The 17,247-nt window shown below is 58.8% G+C and carries 14 protein-coding genes; 6 read left to right on the top strand and 8 right to left on the bottom strand.

The window, feature by feature from the left end; all coding sequences use genetic code 11:
• Positions 1-153: 153 nt before the first annotated feature.
• Both ABHR75_RS06935 and ABHR75_RS06930 read left to right on the top strand, forming a co-directional pair.
• Positions 154-3,948, top strand: coding sequence for a DUF4430 domain-containing protein (locus tag ABHR75_RS06935; RefSeq protein WP_346963953.1), 3,795 nt, complete (start codon positions 154-156; stop codon positions 3,946-3,948).
• A 9-nt stretch (positions 3,949-3,957) separates the two neighbouring features.
• Positions 3,958-4,860, top strand: coding sequence for a DUF4430 domain-containing protein (locus ABHR75_RS06930; protein ID WP_238022430.1), 903 nt, complete (start codon positions 3,958-3,960; stop codon positions 4,858-4,860).
• A gap of 160 nt (positions 4,861-5,020) precedes the next feature.
• Here the strand turns inward: ABHR75_RS06930 and ABHR75_RS06925 are convergent, their stop codons facing one another.
• From ABHR75_RS06925 to ABHR75_RS06915, 3 genes are all read right to left on the bottom strand, one after another.
• Positions 5,021-5,428 carry a GtrA family protein gene (locus ABHR75_RS06925; protein WP_346963952.1) on the bottom strand — a complete coding sequence of 136 codons (408 nt, stop codon included), beginning with the start codon at positions 5,426-5,428 and terminating at the stop codon, positions 5,021-5,023.
• A gap of 219 nt (positions 5,429-5,647) precedes the next feature.
• Positions 5,648-6,043 (bottom strand): GtrA family protein, encoded by a 396-nt coding sequence (locus tag ABHR75_RS06920; protein WP_022095122.1) that lies wholly within the window; start codon positions 6,041-6,043, stop codon positions 5,648-5,650.
• A gap of 78 nt (positions 6,044-6,121) precedes the next feature.
• Positions 6,122-8,038: a fructose-1,6-bisphosphatase gene (locus ABHR75_RS06915; RefSeq protein ID WP_238022431.1), complete on the bottom strand. Its 1,917-nt coding sequence runs from the start codon at positions 8,036-8,038 to the stop codon at positions 6,122-6,124.
• A gap of 320 nt (positions 8,039-8,358) precedes the next feature.
• Between ABHR75_RS06915 and ABHR75_RS06910 the strand changes: the two genes are divergently transcribed.
• A complete protein-coding gene (locus tag ABHR75_RS06910) occupies positions 8,359-9,249 on the top strand; it encodes a DegV family protein (RefSeq protein WP_195625250.1) in 891 nt (296 codons plus the stop codon).
• A gap of 81 nt (positions 9,250-9,330) precedes the next feature.
• Here the strand turns inward: ABHR75_RS06910 and ABHR75_RS06905 are convergent, their stop codons facing one another.
• Positions 9,331-10,422 (bottom strand): beta/alpha barrel domain-containing protein, encoded by a 1,092-nt coding sequence (locus ABHR75_RS06905; protein WP_089572116.1) that lies wholly within the window; start codon positions 10,420-10,422, stop codon positions 9,331-9,333.
• Positions 10,423-10,613: 191 nt separating this feature from the next.
• Between ABHR75_RS06905 and ABHR75_RS06900 the strand changes: the two genes are divergently transcribed.
• On the top strand, positions 10,614-10,784 hold the full coding sequence (locus ABHR75_RS06900; RefSeq protein WP_006235403.1) for a hypothetical protein: 171 nt from the start codon (positions 10,614-10,616) through the stop codon (positions 10,782-10,784).
• A gap of 24 nt (positions 10,785-10,808) precedes the next feature.
• Here ABHR75_RS06900 and ABHR75_RS06895 read toward each other — a convergent pair whose 3' ends face one another.
• Together ABHR75_RS06895 and ABHR75_RS06890 are read right to left on the bottom strand one after the other, a co-directional pair.
• On the bottom strand, positions 10,809-11,912 hold the full coding sequence (locus ABHR75_RS06895) for an RsmB/NOP family class I SAM-dependent RNA methyltransferase (protein ID WP_138112892.1): 1,104 nt from the start codon (positions 11,910-11,912) through the stop codon (positions 10,809-10,811).
• A 157-nt stretch (positions 11,913-12,069) separates the two neighbouring features.
• A complete protein-coding gene (locus ABHR75_RS06890) occupies positions 12,070-14,220 on the bottom strand; it encodes a class I tRNA ligase family protein (RefSeq protein ID WP_346963951.1) in 2,151 nt (716 codons plus the stop codon).
• Between the two features lie 132 nt (positions 14,221-14,352).
• Here ABHR75_RS06890 and ABHR75_RS06885 point away from each other — a divergent pair, with 132 nt between their 5' ends.
• Complete coding sequence (locus ABHR75_RS06885) at positions 14,353-14,919, top strand: DUF3267 domain-containing protein (RefSeq protein ID WP_138112888.1); 567 nt, start codon at positions 14,353-14,355, stop codon at positions 14,917-14,919.
• 10 nt (positions 14,920-14,929) lie between these two features.
• On the top strand, positions 14,930-15,505 hold the full coding sequence (locus tag ABHR75_RS06880) for an epoxyqueuosine reductase QueH (protein WP_195544304.1): 576 nt from the start codon (positions 14,930-14,932) through the stop codon (positions 15,503-15,505).
• A 60-nt stretch (positions 15,506-15,565) separates the two neighbouring features.
• Here ABHR75_RS06880 and ABHR75_RS06875 read toward each other — a convergent pair whose 3' ends face one another.
• Positions 15,566-16,222, bottom strand: coding sequence for a S24 family peptidase (locus ABHR75_RS06875; RefSeq protein WP_346963950.1), 657 nt, complete (start codon positions 16,220-16,222; stop codon positions 15,566-15,568).
• Between the two features lie 2 nt (positions 16,223-16,224).
• A complete protein-coding gene (locus ABHR75_RS06870) occupies positions 16,225-17,109 on the bottom strand; it encodes an arginine deiminase family protein (RefSeq protein ID WP_346963949.1) in 885 nt (294 codons plus the stop codon).
• Positions 17,110-17,247 lie beyond the last annotated feature (138 nt).

Here is a 17,247-nt window from a genome sequence, read left to right as displayed (position 1 = left end):
CCTCCCATCTTGCATGCGGCTGCGGCGTATGCCGCCGGTGTGCATAGGGCTCTGGAGGGAAGGGGGACCCCGATGGGGGAACTCGGGCGCAACATGCGCGATGACGTGGGGCAGCTTCAAGGCAACGCTCCAAGTACAGACAATAGGAGACAAATGGATATGTTTGAGGACGAGTGCCAGCGTGCCTCGCTTCGTCGCCGTGGCGTAATCGCGCGCGGCGTGGCAAAGCGCTGCCTGGTGGCATTCCTGGCCTTCGCGATGGCCTTCAGCACCACGCCGGCTCAGCTGTGGGCCGAGGGCGCCGAGGGCATTGCCGAGGCTGTGGCTCAGGCTACGACGCCGGGCGAGGACGCAGCGCTTGCGGGCGGTGCCGCTGAGCAGAGCGGCGCCGAGGTTTCGGATTCTGGGAGCGCGCCTGCAGCTAGTGCCGCCGCATCAAAGGCAGCAACTGGCGACGAAGGCTCGGCGACGGGGGAGAGCCCTGCCGCGAGCGAGCAGTCTTCAGCGGCATCCGCTGGCCAAGCAGGATCTGCCGCCGCGGCTGCCGTTCAGACAGAGAACCCGACAGAAACCGGCGATGTCGCCAAGAAGCAAGTCGAGGTCTCGTTCTCGATTATCGGCACCGATGCCGACGGCAAGGCTCAGACCTGGGTGGCACCCACGCAGCTCAAGCTCGACGAGGGCGCGACGGCTGCGGATGCCTTCGTTAAGCTGCAGCAGAAGACGGGCTTCAAGGCAGACTACGATCCGAACACGGCATACGGTTTCTACCTCAAAAGCATCACATCCCCGAGCGATGGCCGTACGCTTGCCTTCGATCCGACGACTTATGCCTTCTGGCAGCTGTTCGTCGACGGTGCGTCTTCCTCGGTTGGCGCGAGCAGCGTTAAGCTCACCCAGGGGCAGAAGGTTGAGTTTGCCTATACGGCTGGTAGCTCGTCCCCTGTCGTTAAGGACCAGGTTGCCGCAAATGTGACCGTCATTGGTCGCGATGCCCAGGGCAAGACTCAGACTTGGGTCGATAACGCGCAGTATGTGGTGACGTCCGGTTCGAGCGCACTTGACCTTACGAAGGTCGCGCTTGAGGCGAATGACATCGACGCCGTTGCTGCTGGCTCCTTCATTCTGAGCCTTAAGTACAACGGTGTTGAGCTGGGTACGCCCCAAGATTATTCGACCTATTGGCAGCTGTTCATCAACGGCAAGTCGAGCGACTACACGGCAGACAATGTCACCATTCATGCTGGCGATACCGTTACGTGGTTCTACGGTGGCTGGGGCGATAAGTTGCCGTCCGATTCCGTCCATGCTTCCGTTCAGGTCCTTGGTAAGGACAAGGACGGCAAGCAGCAGGTTTGGGCTTCGACGGGCCAGACGAGTCTCAAGGCGGGCTCTACTGCCAAGGATCTCCTTGAGCAGACCGGTCTTACTCTCGATGCTGGCGAATCGTCTTGGGGCTGGTTCCTCAACGGCATTACTTCGCCGTTCGATAGTAAGTCCTATGGCTGGGATGCTGCGACTAATAGCTATTGGCGCTTCTATGTAAATGGCAAGTTCGCCGACGTTGGCGCCGGTGCCTATGAGCTCCAAGAGGGCGATGCCGTCACCTTTATGTATGGTGCTGACGCCGATGCCCTTCCTGGCCAGGTTCTTGGGTCTGTCGATGTTATCGGTCCCGATGTCAACGGCAACAATACTCGCTGGGGCTCGGCAAGCAATGTTTCCCTGCCCGAGGGCTCTACGGCTCAGAACCTTATTGAGACGGTCCTGAAGGCCAAGGGCGTTACGTACAACGGCTCCCAGAGTGGTGAGTACTGGTTCCTCAATTCCATCAACTCGCCGTTCGATCACAAGCCGTATGCCTGGGATGCTACGACCAATAAATATTGGCACCTGTATATCAACGGAGAGCCCTCCTTACTCTGCGCCAATCAGATTACGCTCAAGAGCGGCGATAAGGTTACGCTTGCCTATACCACCGACGATTCGGCCATGCCCGATCCCGACAAGATTGTCGTGGACCCGAGCGCGACGACTCCTGATTGGGATGCCGAGTGGGCCGGCTACGGCAACAGTGGCAACGGTTCGACCGTAACGGATGCCAAGACGCCTGCGCAGGCCGCCGGTCTTAAGTGGGCCTTCGATTGGAAGGCCGAGTCTGGTCAGCAGTATGCCAACTGCAGCGAGCCTGTCATCGCTAACGGCTTTGTGTACATCGCGACCGAGAACGAGCTCATTAAGATCGATTCGTCCACGGGCAAAAAGGTTGCCTCTGCGCCGCTTGCCTCCAAGGTGAGTTATACCTCTCGTCCGATCTACACCAATGGCCTTATCATCGTTCCGCTCAACGGCGGTGCGGTCCAGGCGATTACTGCAGACAAGCTGATCTGCAAGTGGCTGACGCCCGGTTTGACGGACTTGACGCAGAGCTCCTGCACCGTCGTTTCGGACGGCGAGTACGTCTATGTTGGTACGGTCGATATTTCGTATGACGAGAATTACAACGCGACCTACGGCAACGGCTCCTTTATGCGCATTAAGATTGCCACGGGCGAAGTTTCTTGGCAGAACATTGACGCTTCCGAGGGTTATTACTGGACTGGTGCGGCTTTGACGGATAAGTATGCCATCGTTCCTACGAGCGCGGGCACGCTTAAGTGCATTGATAAGACGACGGGCGATGTCGTTTCGACCATGAAGCTCGGCGCTCTCGCGAACGCCGACTGTGTCGCCGATCCGTCCAATGGTTCCACCTTCTATCAGATGACGCACGATGGAAAGCTCCATGTGATTTCGCTTTCGGCGAAGGGCGTACTGAGCGAGCAGAAGACGGTCGACCTGGGTCTTACTAATAACATGAGCGCACCGGCGGTGGCTGGCGAAAACTTGATTGTCGGCGGACAGACGGCTACTGGCTCTGCTCTGGCTCTCTATAATCTGAAGACCGGTAAGACCACGATGGTCACCGCTGCTGACGGTAAAGAACTGCCGGCCGGATTTAACGGTATTGCTGCTACTCCGCTGGTGAGTGTTCAGGGTGGCAAGACCTATGTGTACTTCACCGTTAACAGCGCGGATAGCAAGGATTACGTCAACTACTCTGCTGGTGGTGGCGTGTATCGCTATACGCTCGGTGATGCAGAGGCGACGCAGATTTATGATGCGGCTGGCCATTACCAGCACTGTGACTCTCCGGTCATTGCCGATGCATCTGGCAACCTGTACTACATCAATGACTCGGGCACGCTGTTCAAGCTTGGGGCCGTTGAGTCTTGGACGGTTGTCTTTAATTCCAACGGCGGGTCTGCTTGCAATACTAAGTTTGTTGCTACGGCCGATGGCAAGCTGGTCAAGCCAGCCGATCCGACGCGCGATGGCTACACTTTCGGCGGTTGGTATACCGATGAGACTTGCGCGCAGGCGTATGACTTCAGTACGCCGGTGACGGCCGATCTGACGCTGTATGCCAAGTGGACCAAGAATGCTGTTAACCCTGGCGGCAATGGCGGTTCTGGCTCCAATGGCGGCAATGGTGGCGCTGGCAACGGTTCCGGTGCTGGCGCTGGCACGGGCACGGGTTCCGGCTCCGGCACGAAGGGCCAGCAGGCTGGCGGCGCTGTCGCTCCGGGTCATAAGCCGATGACCAAGACGACGGTGTCGACCAAGACCGAGACCAAGGACAACAAGCCCAGCAAGAAGGACTCCGATAAGTCCGATAAGAAGGACGAGAAGAAGTCTGACAAGAAGTCTGACAGGAAGGACGGCAAGTCCGACAAGAAGTCCGATTCCAAGTCCGATACGGGTGCTGTTTCCACGACCACTGCTAAGAAGTCCTCTAGTGCTTCCGAGCAGGAGACTGGCACCAATCCGCTCGCCATCGTTGGCATCGCCGCCGGCGTGATTGGCCTCGCCATCGTCGGCGTGTTCGTGTTCACCAAACGTCGGTAGGTGAGGGTTGTGTCCAATAAATCCAAGGACGCTGACCCCAAGCAACCAGATTCCTCGTTCATTCAGTTCGACGATGCAAAGCAACAGGGCGCCGCTTTGGCGGCGTCCGCCTCTCGTCGCAAGGCGCTCCTTGGCGTTCTTGCTGCCGCGTGCACCATTCTGATCGTCGTCTCGCTGGGCTTCGTTCATCCTTCCGAGAGCGGCGCCTGGTCCATTGACTGGATCGTTCAGACCGTGACGGGGGAGAGCGTCGTCGCCAAGGACACCAAGGGGTCTGGCTCGTCTGCCGCTTCGGGCGAGGCTAGTTCCAAGGATTCCAAATCTTCGAATGATGCAAAAGACGAGCCCAAGGGTTCGAACGACGCCAAGGACGATTCCGAGTCTTCAAACAAGGAATCGGACAAAAACTCGGATAGCAAGAAGTCCGAGGACCGGGGCGGCAAGAAGTCTGGCGATAAATCCGCTGCCCAAAATACGGGAGCCGGTGATACTTCCAATGTGTCTGGCGGTGCTTCTTCGGGAGGCGGTCAGTCGTCTGATGGAGCCTCCAGCTCCTATGGCGGAAGTGCTCCCTCGGGCGGACAGGGCGGCTCACAGGAGTCCAGCTACGTTACGGTGACGGTTTCGGTCACATCGAGCGCTGTGGGCAATCCTGTGTCCTCTGGCGGCACCTTTACCTTTAACGAAGGCGCTACCGTTTACGATGCCCTGTGCGCGCTGGGCCTTTCTGTCAACGCACACGGCTCATCGTACGGCACGTATGTTTCTGCGATTGGTGGTTTGGCCGAGAAACAGTACGGCGGCACGAGCGGCTGGATGTATTCCGTCAACGGCACAACGCCCATGACGGCCTGTAGTAACTACGTTCTCTCAAACGGCGACAACGTAGTCTGGTATTACGTTACAGACTAGAGGCCTCGACATAGCGCGCCAGACGGGCGGTTCGGACCAACATCCGAGCCGCCCGTTTTTCATGCGAATGGGACTGGATCGCCGGGTCTCTCGGCAAACAAAAAAACCGGTTGGAACGGGAATTCCAACCGGTTATACATTCAAGCAAATAGTGAATCGACTACGACCGTGCGCCCTCGAGGAAGAAGCGGCGGCTGAAGTAGTTGTACCAGGTGACGAGGAATGTGGCGATGGCCTTCATGGCCTGGTAGCCGATGCTCAAAAACGTGACGCCCACAAACATGTACAGGTCGTTGAGGCCCAGGCCGATCACCGACAGGATGGTGAAGATCGTGAACTCGCGCTTGCGGCTCATGCTTTCGCGGTGGTCGAACACGTACTTCATGCTGAGCCAGTAGTTGACCACGACGGACGTGATAAACGAAACCGTGGTGCTCATCAAAAAGTCGAGGTGGAACAGCTCGACGAGCGCAATGAGCATGCCCCAGTCGATGCCAAAGGAGATAAGACCCACGACGGCAAACTTGAGGAACTGCTTGGTATGAGGTTGTGCCAGCGCCTTGCGCACGTAATCACATCCAATGCGTTGATGAATCGAGCAGAGGATACTTTAGAGCTTTTACAAGGGAAACGTAAGGCCTTTGCCAAGAACTATATGAACTCGCCAAATTTTCAAGAGCTAATCCGCAAACGTTGAAAATTTGCCCGTAAACGAGCGACACCCACGGACGATACTGCGCTGAGTGCGCGTCGTCCGTGGGCGCCGTAATGCTACAGGGGTTTCGAGCTATTTTGTCTCGTCGCCCTCCAGGAAGATTTTTCGGGTCACAAAGTTGTAGACCATGACAAGCGCGGTGGCACAGATCTTGGCGATATTGGCCTCGAGTCCCAGGCCGGCGTTGAGCGCCAGCACGATGCCATCGTTGAGCACCAAACCGATCACGGACAGCACGACAAAGATGATGAACTCGCGGCGGCGGCTCATGCCTTCCTTGTGCGCAAACACGTATTTCATGCTTGCGAGGTAGTTAAAGATGAGTGAGATGATAAAGCCGCTGGTGTTGGCGATTAGGATGTTGAGGCCCAGACCGTAGTGGAGCAGATTCATAATGCCAAAGTCGATAACCGTGGCAATGACACCGACGACGCCAAATTTCATAATCTGCGCAAGGAGCTTTTGCATGGTACCTGCCTTAAGCTGGCGCCGAAGCGCCGCGGGGATGACAAACTTAGCAAGTTTAGCCAATCCCCGCGGGTGGTGCTAGGCGCGCTCCTCGATAGCACCGTTTCTATATGCATCGAGCAGCTGGCGCAGGTCCTGGATCTGGCTGCGAATCTTGGCGCCAGTATCGGTGTCGCTCACCATGCGGCGACGGTCTGCTTGGTCAAAACGGTTGGTCTCGCTCTCGATGTCCACGTTGCGCGTGAGTGCCTCGGCAACCGTCGTAAAGGCCCGGTGCGACTTGAGGCGGCAGCCGCGCGAGCTCGAGATGAGCGTATAGCCGGCGATACCCGTCTTGGGATGGTAAGCGCGGCAGAAGCCGCCATCGATGACCAGTAGCTTGCCCTCGGCGCGGATGGGCTGCTCACCCTTGGTGGTTTTAACGGGCGTGTGGCCGTTGATGATGTGGCCGGTCGGCGAGCATGCCATGGCCGCGACGCCAAACTCGCGCATGATGTCATCGCAGACCGAGGGCGACTTGGTAAGCGTAAAGTACGGGTCCATCGGCTCGACCCAGGTGCTCTTATCGGCGATATAGGCGCGCTCAAAGGTACGCACCAGGCGTCCGCTGGCGGGTGAGTTAAAGCCAATCCACAGGTACCACATCCAGTCGAGGGCGTCGCGGTCGCCCACGCGCCAGGCGCGGCGGGCGATGTGGTCGCAAAAATCGAGATAATCGCGCCCGGCGTGCCAGGTGCCCAGACAGTTCATGCTGCTAAAGGTGCCGTCTTCGTTGAGCGGAACGCAGCCGTGGAAGAGCAGGTTGCCGTTGGCGACCTTGTACATCGAGCCGTGGGAATAGAGGAAATCGATATGGCGATGCAGGTGATCGGCGGTGACAAACTCGGACACGAGCTTGTCGATGATGTGCTGCTCCTGGGGCGTGAGCGTATAGGGGTCTGCCGGGTCGACGGTAGGGAAGTCGTTGGTCGTGAGCGGCCACACGCTGCCGTCGGCGAGCGTGACCGTGCCGGTGTCGTGGTCAATCTTGTCGAGCAGCAGGCGGTCGGTCATGTCGAACTCGGGGTGACGCTGGATAATCTGGCCCTCAAGCTTAAAGAGCAGCACGTTGATGGCCTTGATCAGCGGGGTGATGGACTCACCGGCGGTATAGGTGGCGTCTGCGAAGGCGACAAGCTCACGCAGCGAGATGCCGTAGTCGTTCTCGAGGATCTCGTAATTGTCGTAACGCAGGTTGTTGCGCAGCACCGTGGCGATGCATGCAGGCTCACCGGCCGCAGCGCCCATCCACAGCAGGTCGTGGTTGCCCCACTGGATGTCGAGCGAATGATAGGTGAGCAGGCGGTCCATAATCTTGGCAGCGCCGCCGCCACGGTCGAAGATATCGCCCACCAGGTGCAGGTGGTCGACGGCCAGGCGCTTGATGAGCGAAGCGAGCGACTCGATAAAGTCGTCGGCGCTGGCGGTCTCCAGGATGGACTCCACGATGCGCTCGTGATAGCGCACGCGATAGTTGTTCTCGTCCGGGTGCGTGTGCAACAACTCGTCGATGATATAGGCGTAGTCGCGCGGGATGGCCTTACGCACCTTGGAGCGCGTGTAGCGGCTTGAAAGCGAGCGAGCGACCATGATGAGCTGGTCAAGCATCGTCTTGTACCAAGTTGGCGAGTCCTCGCGCTGTCTGCGGACCAGCTCAATCTTCTCGCGCGGGTAGTAAATGAGCGTGCACAGCTCGCCCTTTTCGTCAAAGGAGAGCGTGTCGCCAAAAATCTCGTCGACATGCTCGCGCACGACGCCCGAGCAGTTGTTGAGGATGTGCATAAAGGCTTCGTACTCGCCGTGCACGTCGCTCATAAAATGCTCGGTGCCCTTGGGTAGGTTGAGGATGGCCGAGAGGTTGATAATCTCGGTAAATGCGGATTGTTCGGTGGGGAACTGTCTCGACAGCAGGCGCAGATACTTGAAGTCTTGCGGGTTGCGACCGAATGCGACCATGAAACACCTTCCGATGGGGCTGGTAAAACTGATAAACGGCGTCAAACGTTTATCAGTATGCGCCGCTTTTGTTTCGATTTTGCGCCAGCGGCTGAATTGTCGGCTGAACGGTTTGGTAAATCGATTTAGTTGAGGTAGATATGGCGGTTGAGTGGAGACGACAGAGGGTGTTTTCTCAGATATTTATGCGTGGGGTCGGTGGAGACGATGGTGGTAAAGATGTTCGCTATTTTTGGTTCGATTTGGTAAATAGTGGACATATGTACCGTATGTAGGCTCACTGTGCGATAATTTGCGCAGCAATACGTAAGGAGCCTCATATGAGTGATTTTGTCCTGACCTGTGAATCTGCCGCCGACCGAACTCGGGAGTTCTTTGACTCGCGCAATATTCCTGTCGCGTATTTTCATTACGAGATCGACGATGTTGTCTATACGGACGATCTGTATCAGTCGATTACGCCGGACAAGTTTTTTGCCCAGATTGCCGCGGGCGCCATGCCCAAGACGTCTCAGGTGAGCGTGGGTGAGTACGAGGAGTTTTGGGAGCCGTTTGTTGCCGAGGGTAAAGACGTGCTGCACCTGACGTTGTCGTCGGGTATTTCGGGCACGTATGGATCGGCCTGCGTCGCGGCGCAGATGCTTGCGGATCGCTATCCCGAGGGCGGCAAGGTGCGCGTCATCGATTCGCTGGCGGCGTCTTCGGGCTTTGGCCTGTTGCTGGAATATGCCGCCGACGTGCGCGATAGCGGGGCTTCACTCGACGAGACGGCTGCCTGGATCGAGGAGCACAAACTCAACCTGCACCACTGGTTCTTCTCGACCGATCTGTCGAGCTACCTACGAGGCGGTCGCATTTCGGCTGCGAGCGCGATCATCGGCACGGCGCTTAAGATTTGCCCGCTTATGACGGTCGATTGCGACGGCAAGCTGTCGCCACGTGAGAAGATTCGCACTAAGAAGCGCGCGATTTCCGAGATGGCTAAGACCATGATGGCACACGTGCAGGACGGTGCGGATTATTCGGGTAAGTGCATCATGTCGCACTCGGCGTGCCGCGAGGATGCCGAGGCAGTTGCGGCGCTGATTGAGGAACAGGTTCCGCAGCTTAAAGGCAAGATTGAGATCAATGACATCGGTACTCTGATTGGCTCGCATACCGGACCTGGTACGGTGGCGCTCTTCTTTATGGGCGACAAGCGCGTGGATTAATTTGCCCCATCACGTCGCTGCATGTTTGTTCAAGCGAAAACGGCCCGCCTCACGTTTGTGGGGCGGGCCTTGCTGTTGCGGCTAGCGTTTCTTTCCGCGGAAGAAGAAGCCGTGCAGTGATGGCTTGAGGCCGCGATTGGCGCGATGCTCCTCGACGCGCTCGTGGATCGAAGCGACGCGCTCGATGACTTCGTCGGGAATCGGCACGTCGGGATTCATGTTCTCGACTTGGCTGACCTCGGCGGCGGCGACCTGGTCGATAATGGGCACATCGTCGCGCGAGATGACAGGTGTGGCGTCTTCCTTCATCTTGCGATAACGCTGCATCATGTCGGTCTGTAGCTGCTGGGCCGAAGGCGGCGTCCAGATGATGGCGTTGGCTCCGGCGGCGATGGTTTCACGGATGCTCTCGGGCGTCTTGCCGCCCGGTGCGATGAGCGGCAGGTTGGGATAGTGCTCGCGCAGCTCGCGTAGGACCTGGGGCGTGTTCTTGCCGGCGGCGATGTTGAGAATCTTGGCTCCGGCGCGCACCTTGGCGTGAGCATCGTCGTCGCAGCGAACGACCGTGGCGATGACGGGGATGTCGGCGATGTTGGTGATGTGCTCGACCATCTCGGCAGTGGCGGGGGAGTTGACCACGCAGCCCGCCGCGCCCTGCATCTCGGAGACGGCTGCCATCTGCACGGAGCGCTTACCGGTCGTAGTTCCGCCGCCCACGCCTACAAAGACCGGGCACTCGGCGACGGTCAGCAGCGCTTGCGTAATGGCGGGCTGCGGCGTGAAAGGGTAGACCGCAAAAACGGCATCGGCGTTGGAGTTGCGGATAACCGCGACATCGGTGGTGTAAATGAGCGACTTGATGCGGCGGCCGAAGAGCGTGAAGCCGCTGGCCTCCTCGATCTCGTCGGGCATGCGAAGAGCAGCCTTGCGCAGACGTCCGTCGATGGGCAGGGGCTCCATGGGGAGCAGTCCGTTGGGGGTCACGGCTACCTGGGGCTCGGTGAACTCGTCTGCGAGCTCGACCTCGGAGAAATCGACCGAGGCGACGATGTCCTCGTGAACCTCGGCGGGTACATCGATGGGAGCTTGGTCGTTTGCCGCGGCAGGCGTGTCGAAGGAGCTGGTGCCGACAAAGGCGTCGACGCGTTCGTTTAGGTCGTTGAGGGTATCCATGGAGGCTCGATTCTATGCGATGGTGGCCGGCGCGATGCAGCCGGAATTGCGAATGCTAAATCGTTTGACGAGTTGATTTTTCCCCGCCGCACCATCCGTTAGACCGAAGGGCGGGAGAACGTGAAGGAGCTGTGGTGGCGAGGATCGAGGTGCTATCTTGAAAGTCCCGTTTAAAAGAGAGGTGACGCGGTATGGAATTGACAGCAATGTTTGGCTCGATTGGCCTGTGCGTGGGCGCAATCGTTGCCGCCGCGGTCATCTACTTTGTGGTCACGGCCATTAAGGGCAAAAGGGCCGAACGCAAGGAGCGCGCGATGCTTAAACAGCATCGCGACCAGCAGGGCAAACGCGCACAGAGATAGCTTGTTGAGTTTTTGATCCGTGCGCTAGCTGCGTTTTCGGATCAGGGCAATGTAGAAGCCCTCAAAATCGCGGCTAGGCGGAATGGTCAGCGTGCCGGGCATACCGTTGGCGATGGCCGAGACATGGCCGGCGGCGATGGCCTCGGTGAGGGCGTTGCACTCGATATGCGGCTCCTCGCCGGCATCCTGGGCGCGACGCGCTTCACTTTCGCTCGGTGTGCCGTCGAGGGGGATAAGCTCGCAATCCATGTGCTTGTCGAGGGCCTCTTGCAGGGCGTCCTCGTTTTCCTGCGGCATGATCGAACAGGTGGAATAGACGAGCGTGCCGCCCGGTTTGAGGGCTCCCATGGCGCGGTCCAGAAGCGCGCGCTGCGAGCGGGCGCACTTGACGAGCAGCTGCTCGGTGAGGCCGCGCAGGCTTTTCTCGTTGCCACTGATGACGGTGCCCGTGCCGGTGCAGGGAGCGTCGAGCAGGATGCGGTCAAAGCGGAAGAACTCGTCGAGCTCGCGTGCGTCGATGCGCATGACGGGCACGTTTTTGGCACCTTGGCGGTGGAGGTTGGACTCAAGCTTTTCGGCGCGGGGAATGCTCATCTCGCAGGCCGTGAGGTGTGCCTGGCCCTGGGTGAGGGCGGCGATCTGCGTCGTCTTGCCGCCAGGGGCTGCGCACATGTCCAGGATGTCCTCGCCTGCCTGGGCGCCCAACACCAAAGGCGGCATCATGGACGACAGGCTCTGTAGGTAGATCTTGCCGTCGCGGTAGATGTCGAGGTCCCATAGGTCGGAAACCTGGGCCTCGGGCAGGATAAAGGCGTCCGGATACCAAGCGACGGGGTTGTGGGCGATGCCGGCGGCACCGAGCGCCGCAGCGATGTCCTCGGCGGTCGCCTTGAGCGTGTTGGCGCGCAGCGTGACCGGGCGTGTGGCCGCGGCGCCGAAGCCCTCGATCATGAGCTCGGCATCGGCGGGCGCATAGGCGCCGGCGACCGTGTCGACCATAAAGCGCGGCAGGTCGGCGGCGCAGGGAAGGGCGGCAAGCTGGTCGGAAAGCTCGGTAGCGGCAAACTGCCTGAGCTTGAGCTCGGGCTTAACCTGCTTTTTCTGCTTACGACGACGCTGCTTGGACATCCGTCTTTCCTTCCACCTAAATGATTATTCTGGGACGGGGATTAAATAATCATTCCATGACTCCCGTCACAAAAAGACTGTACTGTGGCGCCCGGGAATGATTTTTTAATCCCCGTCCCAGAATAATCATTCCCGGGCGCGTTGCTACTAGCGTGCTTTAGTACTGGCTCTCGTGCTTGCTGAAGAAGTCGGAGCGCGGGGGCCGCGGCTTCACGCGGTGGTCGCCGGGCTTCTCGCCCAGGCTCTCTACGAACTCGTCCGTGGAGGCAAAGATGTTATCCCAGCTAAAGAAGGCGACCGGATCGACGTCGAAGTACTCGCAGATGAGTTCGCAGCCGGCCGGGACGATACCGTGCATCAGGACGGTCGCCACGCGCAGCTCGGTAAAGGCATCAACCAGGGCCTGCGTCATCGCTGCGTTTGCTTCGTCGCCCTCGAGCTTGTTGGCGGCCTTGGAGGCGTCGCTCCAGCGCTTGTTGGCGGCGCGCAGGTAGTCGTCGCACACGGCAAGCGCGCGGTGCGTCTCGAACTTGTACATGGCCTGCTCAAAGGCAAGAGCTGCCTGCTCGGCAGCCTCGACCACGGCGGCAGAGGCGGCACCGGCGGGGATGCAGCCGTTGCGATAGGGGCTCTCGTCGCCTTCCTTGACGGCGACGCCGTAGAAGCAGCTGCGGGCCAGACGGTTGAATACGCCGGTCAAAAGGGCGCTCTCCTTAAGGGCCGGATCGATAACGCGCTTGTCGTCGCAGGCGCGCACCTCGTTGCTGTCCTTGTCCTTGCCGGTCACACGCGTGTCGTATGCCTTGGGGCTAAAGCTCACCGGCTTTTCGGACAGGCCGAGCGACAGCCAGTGCGCGCGCATCTGCTCGCAGGTGTAGTGGTTGAGTAGGTCGTCTGCCGGCGGGGGAGGCGTCTGCGAGGACGAGCTGGCCTTTTTGCCCATGTAGAGCAGGTGGTAGCAGGCGCTGACGGTGCTCTGCGTGAGGTCCCAGCCCAGGGCCTCCCACATGGCGGTCTGCGCGATGCAGTAGAAGTAGATGTTGTCCTGACCGATAAACTGGTAGATCTGTGCGTCGTCCGAGCACCACCAGTCGCGCCAGTCGAGCGAGCTGTGCTGGTAGGTGGGCGCGGGCACCTGTGTGGAGTCGGCAGCGGGCTCGCCCATGAGGGCGGCATCCTGGGCGGCGACGCCCTCGGTCACGCCGGCGGCCTTGGCATCGCGCGCGAGCACGGTACGCGTATAGCTGATGGGCGCCCACAGGCTCTCTGGCCAGCACCAGCAGGTGACGTCGGAAACGCCGTCGACCTGGGGCACCGGAACGCCCCAGTCGATGTTGCCGGTGATGCGGAAAGGCACGAGCGCTTTGCCGCTGCGGAAGCGCACGCCGCCGTTGGCGAGCACCGCATGGGCGTCGTCGCGCTCCTTCCAGCTGGGGAAGGTGACGGTAAAGCTGCTCTTGTTTCCCTCGGGCTCCAGCACGGTGTGCTCGGGCAGCTGGTCCTCGACGGCATCGAAGGCCTCGCGGAACTTGTTTTGGATATAGAGCTGGGCCGGCAGCAGCCACTCCTCCATGGTCTTGGAGACCACGGAACGAACCTGCGGGTTCTGGGCGAGCTTGGCGGTGTAGGTCTTCATAAAGTCGAGGTAGGCCGGCAGGTCGAAGTAGAGGTTGTCGACCGGGCGCAGCTCGGGCACCTCGCCGGTGAGCTGGCTCTTGGGTGCGATGAGCTCCTCGGGCTCAAACTGGTGACCCAGGTCGCACTCGTCGGCATAGGCCTTCTCGGACTTGCAGCCCTGGATGGGGCAGCGGCCGATCACTTGGCGGCCGTTGAGGAACGTGCCGGCCTTGGCGTCGTAGAACTGCAGCGTGGAGCGCTTGGAGATGGTGCCCTGCTCATGCAGGCGCTCGATAATCTCGGCGGTCACTTCGTTGTGAATCTGCGCAGCCGGCTCAAGGCCCGAGCCGCCGTAGATATCGCAGCTGATGTTGTAGTTGTTGAGGGTCGCTGCTTGGCGGGAGTGATTGGACTCGACGTACTCGTTAATGGACTTGTCGTAGCCCTCGTTCTCCTTGAGCTTGCGGTAGCTCTCCATGATGGGCGAGCCGTAGCAGTCGGTGCCCGAGGTGAAGATGACGTTCTCGCGGCCCAGACGGTCGCGCAGGAAGCGGGCGAAGAAGTCGGCCGGGACAAAGACGCCGCCGACGTGGCCAAAGTGAAGGCCCTTGTTGCCGTAGGGCTCGCCGGCGGTAACGATGGCGCGGCGAGGCCAGCTGGGACGGTCGTTCATGGAGTATTTTGATGCCATGGGACTCCTTCGCATATGGTGAGAGCGCGGCCGGGCGCAAGGCTTGGCGACGCGGTGGTCAATTCGTGCATATCGTTCGACATTATCGCACATGCGGACGGGTACGTGGCAGGGGCGCTATCCTAAGATGCTATGAATGAGATTTCCAACATACATGCGTTTGAGGACGAGGATTTTCTGCACGCTTGCTTCGTGTGGGGGATGGTCGTAGTCGGCGTGTTTGCCGTGTGCTTGGTGCCGGTGTTTATGCTGCTGGGTGGGCCTGCGGACTTGGATGCGGCTGACGCGGGCGGCTGGATGGCTGTCGTGGGCTGGATAGTCGGCTTGGCTGCGATCTCAATGGCGTCGTTCGCCGTGCACGAGCTGGTGCACGGTGTGTTTTTTAAGCTGCTGGCGCCTGCGGGCGCGAAGGTGACCTTTGGGGCGAATCGCGAGACGGCGATGATCTATGCCTGCGCCGAGGGCGTTGTGTATTCGCGCCGGCGGTACATGGCGGTTTGCCTGGCGCCGACGGTTGTTGTGACGGCGGCGTTTGCCCTGGGATTTGCGTTCTCGGGCTATCCGCTGCTGTGCTACCTGGCGGCCGGCTTGCATTTGTCGGGTTGTGTGGGCGATTGGTATTACGTGCGGACCATTTTGCGCGACCGCCGCATTGTCGCCTGCGAGGATACGTCCTTTGGCGTGCGCTTTTTTGGGTGAGGAGATGTCGATGAAGTCGTTGTTGCTGCATGCGTGCTGTGCACCATGCTCGCTTGAGCCGGTTCGCCTGCTGCGCGAGGAGGGGTTTGAGCCCACGATTTGCTGGACCAACCCCAATATTCAACCGCGCGATGAATGGCAGCGCCGCTTGGACGAGCTGCGCCGGTGGTGTGCCGATGGCGACATCGAGCTCATCGAGGCAGGGGAGGACCGCGATCGCTGGGAGACCGGCGTGGCGCCGCTGGGTGCCGACCGAGCCCGTCGCTGTCGCGCGTGCTATGCCCTGCGTCTGGCCGAGGCGTGCCGCGTGGCCCAGGAGCGCGGGTTTGAGTTTGTGGGCACGACGCTCGCCGTCTCGCCGTACCAGTTGTTCGAAACCTGCAATGATGTGTTGGAGCGTCTGGCTGCCGCCCGCGGTCTCACCCCGGTGATTCGCGATTTTCGCCCGTATTACCCCGAGGCGACACGCCGTTCGCGCGAGCTTGGCATGTATCGGCAGAACTACTGTGGTTGCCGCTTCTCGGCTGTCGAGGCGGCCATGGACCGCGCCCGTATCCGCGACGAGCGCAAAGCCGCCAAAAAGTAGTTCATTTGGGCTGGGGCCTTGAGCTGTCTGTGCGGTACGGTCGTTTTTGGGAAAGTCGATTTAATTAAGCGTGTGATCGTGGCTCGCTTGATACCAAACGACGACTCCTATGATTCTAATCCTCCGTTTGTTAAACATCAGATCCGGACTTGCTGTTGCATATGAATGGGACGACAGCACAATCGTGTCGTTTCCTTCTGCAAATCGCCTAATTACCGGTGTTTTACCGTCTGCGAGCGCCAATACAGCACAGCCGTTCCAAGGCTTTGCGGTGGTATCGACAAGTAGTAAGCTGCCGGGAGGGTAAATGCGGGACATTTCGTCACCTTTGATTTTAACGAAAACGCTATGTGGGTGACGCTTGGCTACGTCTACGGGCGCGCAAGCATTTTGTTGGCTGTGCGTGATGCGGCGCTTTTGCGATTCGATATCGATGACGGGAAATGCGCCCTCCATTTCGTGGATAGCAGGGTCTTCGTCGGTGACGATTCTTTTATTTGCGAGCTTTACGGCCAAACCGTTTTCCTCGCCAACAAGTTCATCGCGGGTGCAACCGAAGAGCGCTTGTAACTTTTCAATATGGCGCTCACGGGGGGCATACCGACTTTTTTCCCAACGACAAACGGTCTCTTTAGATACCCCCAACATCTCTGCAAGTTGCGCCTGACCAAGATGCTCCATGGTGCGGAGTTTACGAATATTTGCCCCGAAGCCCATGGCTATAGATCCTCTCGCCACAGGGGGAGGCATAGACAGTTTGTGCCACCATAGCCTTTGGTGAGCTCGTCAATGGATAACGGGAATAATTCCATTCCTGCTTTCTCAAGCGCTTCGTTGGTCCAAACGTTTTCTTCATATACGCATAGTTTTCCTGGCGAGAGCGCAAGGATAGACGTTGCGTTGTTCCGGCGCTCTCTTTCGTAGGCGGTTTGATTCCCGCCTCCGCAGTCAATTACTTTTATTGGTTCGCAACAGGCTGCAGAGAGTATTTCCGGAATCGTGCGATCGATAGGAGTGATCGTAAGGCCCTTTCCGGATCGTTTTAGTTGAATGCTGTATGCATCAACGGCATTGCATATCTCACGATCGATGAGGAACGCGTCGTGATCAATTCTACTTATGAACGTATCGAGGTGGATACGCAGCCCGTCAGAGGGGACTCGAATCGCAATTAGCTCGGTGGTCTGGAATTTATTTGAGGTCAGGAGCTCTTTTGCAAGTGACTCGACGGCGGCGGGTTCAGTTCGGTCAGAGATTCCAACTAAAATTGTCTTAGCACTGATAACAAGAATGTCTCCGCCTTCGATATGGTAACTACTCCTGTTCAAATCACATACTGGGGTTTCTCCCATGATCTTGTGGTGGGTGAATATCTGCCGGTATAAGGCGACCTCACGATCACGCTCAGGCCAATACATATGATTTAGGATGATGCCGTCTCCGACTACCACAGCAGGATCACGAGTGAAAAAAAGCGTGTTGAGGGGATTGACCAAGAGCGAGGCGGGGTCAAATTGCTCGTGCACGAGCGCTCGTAGTGTTTCCGACTGGTTTGAACATAGCTCAGTGTCTCCAAAGCGAATGCCGTTAAGTACTATATTCACCAATTCCTGGGTGTTCTTAGCGTTCTCAAACAGCTGGGTTATTGTCTCGAGGAACTCTCTGCTGTTAGCGCCGGGCGATTTTAGCCGCTAATAGTCAAACTATTTTGACCAATCCCGGTCACCGAATAATGGCCACCT

This window comes from Collinsella aerofaciens (assembly GCF_039752955.1).
In the GTDB taxonomy this organism is placed as follows: Bacteria; Actinomycetota; Coriobacteriia; order Coriobacteriales; family Coriobacteriaceae; genus Collinsella; species Collinsella aerofaciens_BI.
Note: the sequence above shows the minus strand (reverse complement) of the source record. Positions and strands in the feature narration are given on the sequence as shown.